General features: G+C 53.8%; 13 protein-coding genes and 1 pseudogene. 8 read left to right on the top strand and 6 right to left on the bottom strand.

Going from position 1 to position 15,051, the window contains the following annotated elements; all coding sequences use genetic code 11:
- Window positions 1-197 precede the first annotated feature (197 nt).
- Both FFT88_RS16245 and FFT88_RS16240 read right to left on the bottom strand, forming a co-directional pair.
- Complete coding sequence (locus tag FFT88_RS16245; protein ID WP_135404050.1) at window positions 198-1,061, bottom strand: YjjW family glycine radical enzyme activase; 864 nt, start codon at window positions 1,059-1,061, stop codon at window positions 198-200.
- Window positions 1,033-2,583, bottom strand: a complete 1,551-nt coding sequence (locus FFT88_RS16240) for a YjjI family glycine radical enzyme (protein WP_135404051.1) — start codon at window positions 2,581-2,583, stop codon at window positions 1,033-1,035. The genes FFT88_RS16245 and FFT88_RS16240 overlap by 29 nt, the downstream gene beginning before the upstream one ends.
- A 257-nt stretch (window positions 2,584-2,840) precedes the next feature.
- Here FFT88_RS16240 and deoC point away from each other — a divergent pair, with 257 nt between their 5' ends.
- From deoC to deoD, 4 genes are all read left to right on the top strand, one after another.
- The gene (gene deoC, locus FFT88_RS16235) at window positions 2,841-3,620 is read left to right on the top strand and encodes a deoxyribose-phosphate aldolase (protein ID WP_001329170.1); all 780 of its coding nucleotides are present in this window, start codon (window positions 2,841-2,843) and stop codon (window positions 3,618-3,620) included.
- A 125-nt stretch (window positions 3,621-3,745) separates the two neighbouring features.
- A complete protein-coding gene (gene deoA / locus FFT88_RS16230; protein ID WP_000477811.1) occupies window positions 3,746-5,068 on the top strand; it encodes a thymidine phosphorylase in 1,323 nt (440 codons plus the stop codon).
- 51 nt (window positions 5,069-5,119) lie between these two features.
- Window positions 5,120-6,343: a phosphopentomutase gene (gene deoB / locus FFT88_RS16225; protein ID WP_000816471.1), complete on the top strand. Its 1,224-nt coding sequence runs from the start codon at window positions 5,120-5,122 to the stop codon at window positions 6,341-6,343.
- A gap of 56 nt (window positions 6,344-6,399) precedes the next feature.
- Complete coding sequence (gene deoD, locus FFT88_RS16220; protein WP_000224878.1) at window positions 6,400-7,119, top strand: purine-nucleoside phosphorylase; 720 nt, start codon at window positions 6,400-6,402, stop codon at window positions 7,117-7,119.
- Between the two features lie 160 nt (window positions 7,120-7,279).
- Here deoD and FFT88_RS16215 read toward each other — a convergent pair whose 3' ends face one another.
- From FFT88_RS16215 to FFT88_RS16205, 3 genes are read right to left on the bottom strand one after another with little or no spacing between them, the layout of a single operon-like run.
- A complete protein-coding gene (locus tag FFT88_RS16215; protein ID WP_135404052.1) occupies window positions 7,280-7,543 on the bottom strand; it encodes a helix-turn-helix transcriptional regulator in 264 nt (87 codons plus the stop codon).
- Between the two features lie 31 nt (window positions 7,544-7,574).
- A complete protein-coding gene (gene lplA / locus FFT88_RS16210) occupies window positions 7,575-8,591 on the bottom strand; it encodes a lipoate--protein ligase LplA (RefSeq protein ID WP_135385079.1) in 1,017 nt (338 codons plus the stop codon).
- A gap of 27 nt (window positions 8,592-8,618) precedes the next feature.
- Entirely contained in the window at window positions 8,619-9,263 is a 645-nt protein-coding gene (locus FFT88_RS16205) for a YtjB family periplasmic protein (protein ID WP_130204786.1), read from the bottom strand.
- A gap of 105 nt (window positions 9,264-9,368) precedes the next feature.
- Here FFT88_RS16205 and serB point away from each other — a divergent pair, with 105 nt between their 5' ends.
- From serB to nadS, 4 genes and pseudogenes are all read left to right on the top strand, one after another.
- Window positions 9,369-10,337 carry a phosphoserine phosphatase gene (gene serB / locus FFT88_RS16200; protein ID WP_130204788.1) on the top strand — a complete coding sequence of 323 codons (969 nt, stop codon included), beginning with the start codon at window positions 9,369-9,371 and terminating at the stop codon, window positions 10,335-10,337.
- Between the two features lie 48 nt (window positions 10,338-10,385).
- Complete coding sequence (gene radA / locus FFT88_RS16195; RefSeq protein ID WP_001029699.1) at window positions 10,386-11,768, top strand: DNA repair protein RadA; 1,383 nt, start codon at window positions 10,386-10,388, stop codon at window positions 11,766-11,768.
- A gap of 20 nt (window positions 11,769-11,788) precedes the next feature.
- Window positions 11,789-13,021: a multifunctional transcriptional regulator/nicotinamide-nucleotide adenylyltransferase/ribosylnicotinamide kinase NadR gene (gene nadR, locus FFT88_RS16190; protein WP_130217520.1), complete on the top strand. Its 1,233-nt coding sequence runs from the start codon at window positions 11,789-11,791 to the stop codon at window positions 13,019-13,021.
- A gap of 33 nt (window positions 13,022-13,054) precedes the next feature.
- Window positions 13,055-13,168: pseudogene (gene nadS, locus FFT88_RS25305) on the top strand (NadS family protein); the annotation flags it as partial.
- Window positions 13,169-13,328: 160 nt separating this feature from the next.
- Here nadS and ettA read toward each other — a convergent pair.
- Window positions 13,329-14,996 (bottom strand): energy-dependent translational throttle protein EttA, encoded by a 1,668-nt coding sequence (ettA, locus tag FFT88_RS16185; RefSeq protein WP_064530385.1) that lies wholly within the window; start codon window positions 14,994-14,996, stop codon window positions 13,329-13,331.
- Window positions 14,997-15,051 lie beyond the last annotated feature (55 nt).

Here is a 15,051-nt window from a genome sequence, read left to right as displayed (position 1 = left end):
CCGCATCCGGCAGTCGGCGCATAATGCCTGATGCGACGCGTGACGCGTCTTATCATGCCTACAGGCCTGTGCCGACCGTAGGCCGGATAAGGCGTTCACGCCGCATCCGGCGGTCGGTGCACAATGCCAGATGCGACGCTTAACGCGTCTTTTCATGCCTGGAGGCTTGCGCCGAACCGTAGGCCGCATCCGGCATGTCACAAATACAGCGCCGGGAATATCAACCGGCTCACCCCGCGCACCTTTAACGCATCAGCCAACGGCTCAACGTCTTCCGGCGTGGCGCTCGGCCAGCTTTGCGCCTCGCCATACACGCCGTGGGCATGAAATGCGTTCAGGCGAACCGGAACATCTCCAAGTCCCTTGATAAACACCGCCAGCTCATCGATGTGTTGCAAATAATCCACCTGGCCAGGGATTACCAGCAAACGCAGTTCCGCCAGTTTGCCGCGCCCTGCCAGCAAACAGATGCTGCGCTTAATCTGCTGATTATCGCGTCCGGTTAATTGCTGATGACATTCGCTCCCCCACGCTTTGAGATCGAGCATCGCGCCGTCGCACACCGGGAGTAATTTTTCCCAGCCGGTTTCACTCAACATGCCGTTACTGTCCACCAGACAGGTGAGATGGCAAAGTTGCGGATCATTTTTGATAGCAGTAAACAGCGCCACCACAAACGGCAACTGGGTCGTGGCTTCGCCGCCGCTTACCGTTATCCCTTCAATAAACAGCACCGCTTTGCGGACATGGCTAAGCACCTCGTCCACGCTCATGGATTGCGCCATTGGCGTGGCGTGTTGTGGACACATCTTCAGGCAGGTATCACACTGCTCGCAGACCACAGCGTTCCACAGCACTTTGCCGTCAACAATCTGCAACGCCTGATGCGGACACTGTGGCATGCACTCTCCGCAATCATTGCAGCGCCCCATCGTCCACGGATTGTGACAATTTTTGCAGCGCAGATTGCAGCCCTGCAAAAACAGAGCCAGACGACTGCCTGGCCCGTCAACGCAGGAGAAGGGGATAATCTTACTGACTAAAGCGCATCTGCTGTTCATGGCTTATCACGCGCGGCTGGCGTTCCAGAATACGAGTGTTACGTGCGGCCTCTTCGCCCAGCCAGGTGGTGTTGGTGCGTGAACCTTCGGCGCGATATTTTTCTAAATCCGACAAACGCACCATATAACCGGTAACGCGAACCAGATCGTTACCGCTGACATTGGCGGTAAATTCACGCATTCCGGCTTTAAAGGCACCGAGGCAAAGCTGTACCAGCGCCTGCGGATTACGTTTGATGGTTTCGTCGAGCGTCAGAATGTCGCTGATGCCGGAGTAATAATAAGCATGATGCGGGGCGACAGTTTGCAGATGGGTGATCGGATCTGGCTCATCGCCATACGGCAAGCGTGCGCCCGGCGTGGTGCCGATATCAGAACTGATCCCCGACTGTGCGTGCAACATGGCGCGTTTTTGCCAGCCATATTTCACGGGGGTATTGGCGACAAACTCCGCCAGTTGCGCGCTGATGCGATAACCCACTTCATTTGCGGCGGCCTCTTTACCGTAGCGCGCGGCAATCCCTTCTTTCTCGCACAGCAAGTTAACCGCTTCCGCCAGCCCATACATGCCAAACATTGGCACAAAACGTTCAGGGTTAATCAGCCCTTCTTTCACCAGGAAGCTATTCTCAAAGAAGTGTGATTGTTGATAGAGGAATTCACACCGCGCATCGATGATGGCGATCTGCTGCTGGCAGTAGTGCGGTAGAGTGCGCGTAAAGAAGTCTTCCAGCGATTCGCTGCGCTCGGCAATGGCTTTCAGGTTAAGGCGCACCAGCGTGCTGCCACCACCCGCCAGCGGCAGTGAGTTGTAACAGCTTACAATCCCGTAGCCCCCTTTTGTGAAAATTTTATCATGCACCGGACCGTTGGCGATGTGCGGTTTGCTACATTCACAGATGTTTTTCGCCACTTCCAGCAGCAGGTCATCAGGGGTAATTTCAGGATCGTAGATAAAGGTCAGGTTCGGTGAAACCTGCTTCAGCTCTGCGTCTGCGCGTAAAATTGCTCGGGTAATGGGCGAATCAGACGGGCCGATATTGGCGTGCATAAAGGCGTCTGGCAGGGTTCTGTCGAGGTAACGCCAGAAACGTTTTATTCGAATGTCGATCTCGTCTTGTGTTAGAATTCTAACATACGGTTGCAACAACGCATCCAGCTGCCCCAGGTAGACCGGCATCGATGTGACCGAAGGGACATGATGATAAAGAATGGTCAACAGAGAGAGCGCGTCATCAAGATCTTTCGCGCCTTCCAGCTCCAGCCATTCGGAACCGTTCGCCAGAAAACGGGCGTAATCGGGTAAGACATAGCGCGGTTTGTACGGCGCATGACCTTCAAACATATCGCAGATTACGCCTTCATCCAGCGCGCGGCAGGCTTCGGCAGGCAGCTGCGGATAAGGCAGATTGTTTTCTGCTTCCAGCGCCAGAAAATGGCGTTTCTGCTCCGGACTAAGCACCGGACTTGTGACAATTTGCTGGCAACGTTGTTGCAGTGCAATCTCGTGAGAAGTGGGCATCTTCTTTTCCTTTTATGCCAAAGGTGATGCGCCATTGTAAGAAGTTTCGTGATGTTCACTTTGATCCTGATGCGTTTGTCACCACCGGTGCATTCATTTGAAAGTAAATTATTTGAACCAGATCGCATTACCGTACTGCAAATTTGTAAGTAGATTTTCTTAATTGTGATGTATATCGAAGTGTGTTGCGGAGTCGATGTTAGAATACTAACAAACTCGCAAGGTGAATTTTATTGGCGACAAGCCAGGAGAATGAAATGACTGATCTGAAAGCAAGCAGCCTGCGTGCACTGAAATTGATGGACCTGACTACCCTGAATGACGACGACACCGACGAGAAAGTAATCGCCCTGTGTCATCAGGCCAAAACTCCGGTCGGCAATACCGCTGCTATCTGTATCTATCCTCGCTTTATCCCGATTGCTCGCAAAACGCTGAAAGAGCAGGGCACCCCGGAAATCCGTATTGCTACGGTAACCAACTTCCCACACGGTAACGATGACATTGAAATTGCACTGGCAGAAACCCGTGCGGCAATCGCCTACGGTGCTGATGAAGTTGACGTGGTGTTCCCGTACCGTGCGCTGATGGCGGGCAACGAGCAAGTTGGTTTTGATCTGGTGAAAGCCTGTAAAGAGGCTTGCGCAGCGGCGAACGTACTGCTGAAAGTGATCATCGAAACCGGCGAACTGAAAGACGAAGCGCTGATCCGCAAAGCGTCTGAAATCTCCATCAAAGCGGGTGCCGACTTCATCAAAACCTCTACCGGTAAAGTGGCAGTGAACGCGACGCCGGAAAGCGCGCGCATCATGATGGAAGTGATCCGTGATATGGGCGTAGAGAAAAACGTTGGTTTCAAACCGGCGGGCGGCGTGCGTACTGCGGAAGATGCGCAGAAATATCTCGCCATTGCAGATGAACTGTTCGGTGCTGACTGGGCAGATGCGCGCCACTATCGCTTTGGCGCTTCCAGCCTGCTGGCAAGCCTGCTGAAAGCGCTGGGCCACGGCGACGGTAAGAGCGCCAGCAGCTACTAAGTAAGATGCTTTGCGCCTGATGCGCTGCGCTTATCAGGCCTACGAGACGTATCACCTGTAGGCCGGATAAGGCGTAGACGCATCCGGCAAAAGCCGCCTCATACTCTTTTCCACGGGAGGTTACCTTGTTTCTCGCACAAGAAATTATTCGTAAAAAACGTGATGGTCATGCGCTGAGTGATGAAGAAATTCGTTTCTTTATCAACGGCATTCGCGACAACACTATCTCCGAAGGGCAGATTGCCGCCCTCGCGATGACCATTTTCTTCCACGATATGACGATGCCGGAGCGTGTCTCGCTGACCATGGCGATGCGAGATTCAGGAACCGTTCTCGACTGGAAAAGCCTGCATCTGAATGGCCCGATTGTTGATAAACATTCTACCGGCGGCGTCGGCGATGTCACTTCGCTGATGTTGGGGCCGATGGTCGCTGCCTGTGGCGGCTATATTCCGATGATCTCCGGTCGTGGCCTCGGTCATACTGGCGGCACGCTCGACAAACTGGAATCCATCCCTGGCTTCGACATCTTCCCGGATGACAACCGCTTCCGCGAAATCATTAAAGACGTCGGCGTGGCGATTATCGGTCAGACCAGCTCACTGGCTCCGGCGGATAAACGTTTCTACGCGACCCGTGATATTACCGCAACCGTGGACTCCATCCCGCTGATCACTGCCTCGATCCTGGCGAAGAAACTGGCGGAAGGTCTGGACGCGCTGGTGATGGACGTGAAAGTGGGTAGCGGCGCGTTTATGCCGACCTACGAACTCTCTGAAGCCCTTGCCGAAGCGATTGTTGGCGTGGCTAACGGCGCTGGCGTGCGCACCACCGCGCTGCTCACCGATATGAATCAGGTGCTGGCCTCCAGTGCAGGTAACGCGGTTGAAGTACGTGAAGCGGTGCAGTTCCTGACGGGTGAATACCGTAACCCGCGTCTGTTTGATGTCACGATGGCGCTGTGTGTGGAGATGCTGATCTCCGGCAAACTGGCGAAAGATGACGCCGAAGCGCGCGCGAAATTGCAGGCGGTGCTGGACAACGGTAAAGCGGCAGAAGTCTTTGGTCGTATGGTAGCGGCACAAAAAGGCCCGACCGACTTCGTTGAGAACTACGCGAAGTATCTGCCGACAGCGATGCTGACGAAAGCAGTCTATGCTGATACCGAAGGTTTTGTCAGTGAAATGGATACCCGTGCGCTGGGGATGGCAGTGGTTGCAATGGGCGGCGGTCGCCGTCAGGCATCTGACACCATCGATTACAGCGTCGGCTTTACTGATATGGCGCGTCTGGGCGACCAGGTAGACGGTCAGCGTCCGCTGGCGGTTATCCACGCGAAAGACGAAAACAGCTGGCAGGAAGCGGCGAAAGCGGTGAAAGCGGCAATTAAGCTTGCCGATAAAGCACCGGAAAGCACACCAACTGTCTATCGTCGTATCAGTGAATAACGGTATACTGATCTGATCATTTAAATTTGAAGCACTGAGTACGGAGAACATATGAAACGTGCATTTATTATGGTGCTGGACTCATTCGGCATCGGCGCTACAGAAGATGCAGAACGCTTTGGTGACGTCGGGGCTGACACCCTGGGTCATATCGCAGAAGCCTGTGCCAAAGGCGAAGCTGATAACGGTCGTAAAGGCCCGCTCAATCTGCCAAATCTGACCCGTCTGGGGCTGGCGAAAGCACATGAAGGTTCTACCGGTTTCATTCCGGCAGGAATGGACGGCAACGCTGAAGTTATCGGCGCGTACGCATGGGCGCACGAAATGTCATCCGGTAAAGATACCCCGTCTGGTCACTGGGAAATCGCCGGTGTCCCGGTTCTGTTTGAGTGGGGATACTTCTCCGATCACGAAAACAGCTTCCCGCAAGAGCTGCTGGATAAACTGGTTGAACGCGCTAACCTGCCAGGTTACCTCGGTAACTGCCACTCTTCCGGTACGGTCATTCTGGATCAACTGGGCGAGGAGCACATGAAAACCGGCAAGCCGATTTTCTATACCTCCGCTGACTCCGTGTTCCAGATTGCCTGCCACGAAGAAACTTTTGGCCTGGATAAACTCTACGAACTGTGTGAAATCGCCCGTGAAGAGCTGACCAACGGCGGCTACAACATCGGTCGTGTTATCGCTCGTCCGTTTATCGGCGACAAAGCCGGTAACTTCCAGCGTACCGGTAACCGTCACGACCTGGCAGTTGAACCGCCAGCACCGACCGTATTGCAAAAACTGGTTGATGAAAAACACGGTCAGGTGGTTTCTGTGGGTAAAATTGCTGACATCTACGCCAACTGCGGTATCACCAAGAAAGTGAAAGCGACCGGCCTGGACGCGCTGTTTGACGCCACCATCAAAGAGATGAAGGAAGCGGGTGATAACACCATCGTCTTCACTAACTTTGTTGACTTCGACTCTTCCTGGGGCCATCGTCGCGATGTCGCAGGCTATGCTGCGGGGCTGGAGCTGTTCGACCGCCGTCTGCCGGAGCTGATGTCTCTGCTGCGCGATGACGACATCCTGATCCTCACTGCTGACCACGGTTGTGATCCGACCTGGACCGGTACTGACCATACGCGTGAACACATTCCGGTACTGGTATACGGCCCGAAAGTAAAACCGGGCTCACTGGGTCACCGCGAAACCTTCGCGGATATCGGTCAGACGCTGGCAAAATATTTTGGTACTTCTGATATGGAATATGGCAAAGCCATGTTCTGATGGATTTGGGCGGAGCGTTGACTCCGCCTTTGTTATGTCACAAAAAGGATAAAACGATGGCTACTCCACACATTAATGCAGAAATGGGCGATTTCGCTGACGTAGTTTTGATGCCTGGCGACCCGCTGCGTGCGAAGTATATTGCTGAAACTTTCCTTGAAGATGCCCGTGAAGTGAACAACGTTCGCGGTATGCTGGGCTTCACTGGTACTTACAAAGGCCGCAAAATTTCCGTAATGGGTCACGGTATGGGTATCCCGTCCTGCTCCATCTACACCAAAGAACTGATCACCGATTTCGGCGTGAAGAAAATTATCCGCGTAGGTTCCTGTGGCGCTGTTCTGCCGCACGTAAAACTGCGTGACGTCGTTATCGGTATGGGTGCCTGCACCGATTCCAAAGTTAACCGTATCCGTTTTAAAGACCATGACTTTGCCGCTATCGCTGACTTCGACATGGTGCGTAACGCGGTAGACGCGGCTAAAGCTCTGGGCGTTGATGCGCGTGTTGGTAACCTGTTCTCCGCTGACCTGTTCTACTCTCCGGACGGCGAAATGTTCGACGTGATGGAAAAATACGGCATCCTCGGCGTGGAAATGGAAGCGGCGGGTATCTACGGCGTGGCTGCAGAGTTTGGTGCGAAAGCACTGGCTATCTGCACCGTGTCTGACCATATCCGTACTCACGAGCAGACCACTGCTGAAGAGCGTCAGACCACCTTCAACGACATGATCAAAATCGCACTGGAATCCGTTCTGCTGGGCGATAAAGAGTAATTGTGTTTTGCTGAAAGGCGATTGCCTTGTGAAGCCGGAGCGGGAGACTGCTCCGGCTTTTTAGTATCTATTCATCAATAGCAATTGATTTATAGATTTACTATTATTTTTCATATGGATAGAAAATAAAATCTATTCAAGTATCTATTCACGAATCTATTCATTTATGTTCAGCCGTCATCCAGGAAGGGTGTATCAGCAACTCTGGTGGACAACCATAAATTCCTGCCATTTTGCTTTTGATGTTTGAACTAAGCCGTTCCGTCTTTTCGAGCCGTTTTAGAGAATTAATCGAGATACCTAACATTTTACTTACTTCAGCAAGCGATAATTTATGCCTGATACGCACGGCGGCTAGCCAGGATATACCCTGGCTGAACATTAAATTGATAATCTCCCGTTCCTGGTTCTCCAGATCGATCATATTTCCTTCCCTGGATATTTTAATGAGCGAGTTACCGTACCGCCCCCGCTATCCACGCCGACAACTCCCGTAGCTCTTTTTCCTGTTCAGGGAAGTCGACCAGCAGCGCTTCGCACTCCTGTTGCAGCATATCCGCGCGGTAAAGACAGCCTTGCAGCCGTCCGGCGAGAGCTTCCAGCGGCGCGGGGTTAAGGCTGTCGGTAAACACCTGGGCGCGGGTGATATGGCCTTTTTCAACGTCGAAATGCAGTTCTACGCCGCCCCAGGTGAAGCGTTCATCCAGCAGATGCGAGAACGCCGGAGCCTGACCGAAGTTCCATTCCCAGCTACTCTGACGAGCAAAGGTTTCAGCGAAGTTCGGCAAGTCTGGCGTTTTGTCCGGGGAGATGATTTCCGCTTCTACACGCTCGCCATAATGGGCGAAAAAGGCCTCGGTTATGGCCTCGCAAACCTGCTCATGGGTAATTCCCGGTAGCAGCTCGGTCAGATTAGTCACGCGGGAACGTACCGAGGTAATGCCTTTCGCTGCCAGTTTCTTTTTATCCGGGTTGAGATAGTTTGCCAGGCGGCTGAGGTCGGCATTGAGCAGCAAGGTGCCATGGTGGAAACCGCGATCCTTGGTTTCGCGATAGGCCGAGCCTGAGACTTTGCGGTCGCCTTCGGCGGTTTTCACCACCAGATCGTTGCGCCCGGACGCTTCTGCGGTGACGCCGAGCGCGTTCAGCGCATTAAGCACAATCTCCGTGGAGATGGTTTTATCGTACTCCGGCTTGCCAGCCATAAACGTAAAACAGGTATTGCCGAGATCGTGGAACACCGCGCCACCGCCGCTACTGCGCCGTGCCAGGCGGACGTTATCTTCTTCCATCCGCCGGGTATTACACTCTTTCCACGGGTTTTGCGCACGACCAATCACTACCGTGTCGGCATTGCGCCAGAGAAACAGAACGCGCTGCGTGGCGGGCATCTGGCGAAAAATACACTCTTCCACCGCCAGGTTAAACCACGGATCGTAAGAGTCAGAAATGAGCAGGCGTAATGTGGACATAACGATTTCCTTTCTTGTAGTAATGGGTCACTCTTTTTTCTCGCTTTCTTCCTCTTCCGGTACCGGTTTGCTGGCGGTTAACAGGAAGGGCGATTGCTGCCAGCGGGTACGTTTACCCTGCAACAGTGTGCGAGTTAGCACCACACCGATTGCCAGCGAGAGTAGCAGCATCAGGCGTAGAATATTGGTGGTGTTATCCACCTGTTTGGCTTCGGTGGCGAGCGTATGGGTGTCGAGCGTGAGGCGCAGATAGCCTAGCGGTCCATTTTTCCCCTTAATCGGTTCGACAATCTGCTGGTTAAAATAACCACCTGCTTTTTTACCGTCGAGCGCCAGCCGGTCGCGCACCTCGACGCTTTCGCCTGCGCGGGCGATAAGATCGCCTTGTTCGTCATACACACCCGCGTCGAGGATGCGACTTTCGTCCGTCAACTGGTCGAGGATCGCCCGAATGCGTTTTTCATCAGGTGAGTTGGTACGCATCAGCGGCGCAACGTTCAGGGTTACCTGATGCGCCAGGGTGCGGGCCAGTTCTTCCAGCTGTGGATTACGCTGTCGCTGGTGGTTTTGACTAAACCATGATGCTCCCTGCATTAGTGCGACTAACAACGCGAGACAGAACAGGACAATCACTGCCCGATGCAGCCGGAATTTTAGTTTTGTGCGAGCCATATTCCACCCGTTGAAAATTTGAGACTTAATGTTGCCAGAAGCAATGGATACAAGGTAGCCTCATGCGTTATTTTCCCTGCTTCGAACGATTTTACAGGAGCCTTAATGCCTAACATTACCTGGTGCGACCTGCCTGAAGATGTCTCTTTATGGCCTGGTCTGCCTCTTTCATTAAGTGGTGATGAAGTGATGCCACTGGATTACCACGCAGGTCGTAGCGGCTGGCTGCTGTATGGTCGTGGGCTGGATAAACAACGTCTGACCCAGTACCAAAGCAAACTGGGCGCGGCAATGGTGATTGTTGCTGCCTGGTGCGTGGAAGATTATCAGGTGATTCGTCTGGCAGGTTCACTCACCGCCCGGGCTACGCGCCTGGCCCACGAGGCGCAGCTGGATGTCGCGCCGCTGGGGAAAATCCCGCACCTGCGCACGCCCGGTTTGCTGGTGATGGACATGGACTCCACCGCCATCCAGATAGAATGTATTGATGAAATTGCCAAACTGGCTGGAACGGGCGAGATGGTGGCGGAAGTGACCGAACGGGCGATGCGTGGGGAGCTTGATTTTACCGCTAGCCTGCGTAGCCGCGTGGCGACGCTGAAAGGCGCTGACGCCAATATTCTGCAACAGGTGCGTGAAAATCTGCCGCTGATGCCGGGCTTAACGCAACTGGTGCTGAAGCTAGAAACACTGGGCTGGAAAGTGGCGATTGCCTCCGGCGGCTTTACCTTCTTTGCTGAATACCTGCGCGACAAGCTGCGATTAACCGCCGTGGTAGCCAATGAACTGGAGATCATGGACGGTAAATTTACCGGCAATGTGATCGGCGACATTGTGGACGCGCAGTACAAAGCGAAAACCCTGACCCGGCTGGCGCAGGAGTATGATATTCCGCTGGCGCAAACCGTGGCGATTGGCGATGGTGCCAACGACCTGCCGATGATCAAAGCGGCAGGACTGGGGATTGCCTACCATGCCAAGCCAAAAGTGAATGAAAAGACGGAAGTCACCATCCGTCACGCTGACTTGATGGGGGTATTCTGCATCCTCTCTGGCAGCCTGAATCAGAAGTAATTGCCCGCCCGTCATCCTGCGGGCGGCACAGCATTAACGAGGTACACCGTGGCAAAAGCTCCAAAACGCGCCTTTGTTTGTAATGAATGCGGGGCCGATTATCCGCGCTGGCAGGGGCAGTGCAGCGCCTGTCATGCCTGGAACACCATCACCGAGGTGCGTCTTGCTGCGTCGCCAACGGTGGCGCGTAACGAGCGTCTGAGTGGCTATGCCGGTAGCGCCGGAGTGGCAAAAGTCCAGAAACTCTCCGATATCAGCCTTGAAGAGCTGCCGCGTTTTTCAACCGGATTTAAAGAGTTCGACCGCGTATTAGGCGGCGGCGTTGTGCCGGGAAGCGCCATTCTGATTGGCGGTAACCCAGGTGCTGGGAAATCCACGCTGCTACTGCAAACGCTGTGCAAACTGGCGCAGCAGATGAAAACGCTGTATGTCACCGGCGAAGAGTCGCTGCAACAGGTGGCAATGCGCGCTCATCGCCTTGGCCTGCCGACTGACAATCTCAATATGTTGTCGGAAACCAGCATCGAGCAGATCTGCCTGATTGCCGAAGAAGAGCAACCGAAGCTGATGGTAATTGACTCGATCCAGGTGATGCATATGGCGGATGTTCAGTCATCGCCAGGCAGCGTGGCGCAGGTGCGTGAAACGGCGGCTTATCTGACGCGCTTCGCCAAAACGCGCGGCGTGGCGATTGTCATGGTAGGTCACGTAACCAAAGATGGTTCACTGGCTGGCCCGAAAGTGCTGGAACACTGTATCGACTGTTCGGTGCTTTTGGACGGCGATGCCGACTCCCGTTTTCGCACCTTGCGCAGCCATAAAAACCGCTTCGGCGCGGTGAATGAGCTGGGCGTATTTGCGATGACCGAACAGGGGCTGCGTGAAGTTAGCAACCCTTCCGCCATCTTTTTAAGCCGCGGCGATGAAGTGACCTCCGGCAGCTCAGTGATGGTGGTATGGGAAGGAACGCGTCCGTTGCTGGTGGAGATTCAGGCGCTGGTCGATCACTCGATGATGGCGAATCCACGCCGCGTGGCAGTAGGGCTGGAACAAAACCGTCTGGCGATCCTGTTGGCGGTGCTGCATCGTCACGGTGGGTTGCAAATGGCCGATCAGGATGTGTTTGTGAACGTGGTCGGCGGCGTGAAGGTAACGGAAACCAGCGCCGACTTAGCGTTACTGCTGGCGATGGTTTCCAGCCTGCGTGACAGGCCGCTACCGCAGGATCTGGTGGTGTTTGGTGAAGTCGGGCTGGCAGGGGAGATCCGCCCGGTGCCCAGCGGCCAGGAACGAATCTCAGAAGCGGCGAAACACGGTTTTCGGCGGGCAATTGTTCCGGCGGCTAACGTACCGAAAAAAGTGCCTGAAGGGATGCAGATTTTTGGCGTTAAAAAACTCTCCGACGCGCTTAGCGTGTTCGACGACTTATAATAAGAGATACGGAGGGAGATATGTCGTCATTTGATTACCTGAAAACTGCCATCAAGCAACAGGGCTGCACGCTACAGCAGGTAGCTGATGCCAGCGGTATGACCAAAGGGTATTTAAGCCAGTTACTGAATGCCAAAATCAAAAGCCCCAGCGCGCAAAAGCTGGAGGCATTGCACCGTTTTTTGGGGCTTGAGTTTCCCCGACAGAAGAAAACGATTGGTGTCGTATTCGGTAAGTTCTACCCGCTGCATACCGGACATATCTACCTTATCCAGCGCGCCTGTAGCCAGGTTGACGAGCTGCATATCATTATGGGCTTTGACGATACCCGTGACCGCGCGTTGTTTGAAGACAGCGCCATGTCGCAGCAGCCGACCGTGCCGGATCGTCTGCGCTGGTTATTGCAAACCTTTAAGTATCAAAAAAACATTCGTATTCATGCCTTTAACGAAGAGGGCATGGAGCCGTATCCGCACGGCTGGGATGTGTGGAGCAACGGCATCAAAAAGTTTATGGCTGAAAAGGGGATCCAGCCGGATCTGATCTACACCTCGGAAGAAGCCGACGCGCCACAGTATATGGAACATCTGGGGATCGAAACGGTGTTGATCGATCCGAAACGCACTTTTATGAGTATCAGCGGTGCGCAGATCCGCGAAAACCCGTTCCGCTACTGGGAATATATTCCTACTGAAGTTAAGCCGTTCTTTGTGCGTACCGTGGCGATCCTTGGCGGCGAGTCGAGCGGTAAATCCACCCTGGTAAACAAACTTGCCAATATCTTCAACACCACCAGTGCGTGGGAGTTTGGTCGTGATTATGTCTTTTCGCACCTCGGTGGCGATGAGATCGCGTTGCAGTATTCCGACTACGATAAAATCGCTCTGGGACATGCGCAATATATTGATTTTGCAGTGAAATATGCCAATAAAGTGGCGTTTATCGACACCGATTTTGTCACTACCCAGGCGTTCTGCAAAAAGTACGAAGGGCGTGAGCATCCGTTCGTGCAGGCGCTGATTGATGAATACCGTTTCGATCTGGTGATCCTGCTGGAAAACAATACCCCGTGGGTGGCGGATGGTTTACGCAGTCTCGGCAGTTCGGTGGATCGCAAAGAGTTCCAGAACTTGTTGGTGGAGATGCTGGAAGAGAACAATATCGAATTTGTGCGGGTTGAAGAGGACGATTACGACAGCCGTTTCCTGCGCTGCGTGGAGCTGGTGCGGGAGATGATGGGGGAGCAGAGGTAACCGTGACGAAACGGCTCAAAGGCGAGGTATAAAATGAGTTTTTTTGATGAGTTGAAAACCTCTCTGGAAGAGGCTGTCGAGATTAAACAAGGTTTGAAAGAACCAGCACGGATGACCCGCTACGAAATTGCGGATGCTAAGGCTGTTGTAGGCCGGAAGAGGCGTTCACGCCGCATCCGGCATCCGGTGCTCAATGCCTGATGCGACGCTTACCGCGTCTTATCAGGCCTGGAGTTTCGCAACGTATTGAAATTTCTGGTTTTGTAGACCGGATAAGGCGTTCACGCCGCATCCGGCATTTTACGCATTACTTCGCAATACGCTTGTACTTGATACGCTTCGGCTCCAGCGCGTCTGCACCCAGCGTGCGTTTCTTGTATTCTTCGTACTCGGTAAAGTTACCTTCGAAGAACTCAACTTTACCTTCATCCTGGTAGTCCAGGATGTGCGTGGCGATACGGTCGAGGAACCAACGGTCGTGCGAGATAACCATCGCACAGCCCGGGAACTCCAGCAGGGCGTTTTCCAGCGCGCGCAGGGTTTCGATATCCAGGTCGTTGGTTGGTTCGTCGAGCAGCAGCATGTTGCCGCCAACCTGCAGTAGCTTCGCCAGATGCAGACGACCGCGCTCACCACCGGAAAGTTCGCCAACGCGTTTACCCTGATCAACCCCTTTAAAGTTAAAGCGGCCAACGTAGGCACGGCTTGGCATCTCAGTGTTACCGATCTTCATGATATCCAGCCCGCCGGAAACTTCTTCCCAAACGGTTTTGCTGTTATCCATTGAGTCACGGAACTGATCGACAGACGCCAGTTTCACCGTTTCACCTAAAGTGATGGTGCCGCTGTCCGGTTGTTCCTGACCAGAGATCATACGGAACAGAGTCGATTTACCCGCACCGTTCGGACCGATGATCCCGACGATCGCCCCTTTCGGGATCGAGAAGCTCAGGGAGTCAATCAGCAGACGATCGCCATAGGATTTACGCAGGTTGCTGACTTCCAGCACTTTATCGCCCAGACGCGGTCCAGGTGGAATAAACAGTTCGTTGGTTTCGTTACGTTTCTGATATTCGGTATTGTTCAGCTCTTCAAAGCGTGCCAGACGTGCTTTACCTTTCGACTGACGGCCTTTAGTACCCTGACGTACCCACTCCAGCTCTTTCTCGATCGACTTACGACGCGCCGCTTCTTGAGAAGCTTCCTGCGCCAGACGCTGATCTTTCTGCTCCAGCCAGGAGGAGTAGTTACCTTCCCACGGAATACCTTCACCGCGGTCAAGTTCGAGGATCCAGCCTGCAACGTTATCGAGGAAGTAACGGTCGTGGGTAATCGCCACAACGGTGCCTTCGAAGTCGTGCAGGAAGCGTTCCAGCCAGGCCACGGATTCGGCATCCAGGTGGTTGGTCGGTTCGTCGAGCAGCAGCATGTCTGGTTTTTCCAGCAGCAGACGGCACAACGCCACGCGACGACGCTCACCACCGGAGAGGTTAGCGATTTTCGCGTCCCAGTCCGGCAGACGCAGCGCATCCGCCGCACGCTCCAGCTGTACGTTCAGGTTGTGACCGTCGTGAGCCTGAATGATCTCTTCCAGACGGCCTTGTTCCGCGGCCAGTTTGTCAAAATCGGCATCCGGATCGGCATACAACGCGTACACTTCATCCAGACGTTTCAGGGCGTTAACCACTTCAGAAACCGCTTCTTCAATGGACTCACGCACGGTGTGTTCCGGGTTCAGCTGCGGTTCCTGCGGCAGGTAACCAATCTTGATGTCTGGCTGCGGACGCGCTTCACCTTCGATGTCTTTATCAATGCCCGCCATAATGCGCAGCAGGGTGGACTTACCGGCGCCGTTCAGGCCCAGGACACCAATTTTTGCCCCAGGGAAGAAACTCAGAGAGATGTTTTTCAAAATATGACGTTTCGGCGGAACAACTTTGCCGACACGATGCATGGTATAAACGAATTGAGCCACGTTGGACTTCGCCTCTATGTTTATCGTGATGATGAGTTTTCAAAGGCGAAGTGTA

The sequence above is a fragment of the Escherichia sp. E4930 genome (assembly GCF_005845405.1).
Classification (GTDB): domain Bacteria; phylum Pseudomonadota; class Gammaproteobacteria; order Enterobacterales; family Enterobacteriaceae; genus Escherichia.
Note: the sequence above shows the minus strand (reverse complement) of the source record. Positions and strands in the feature narration are given on the sequence as shown.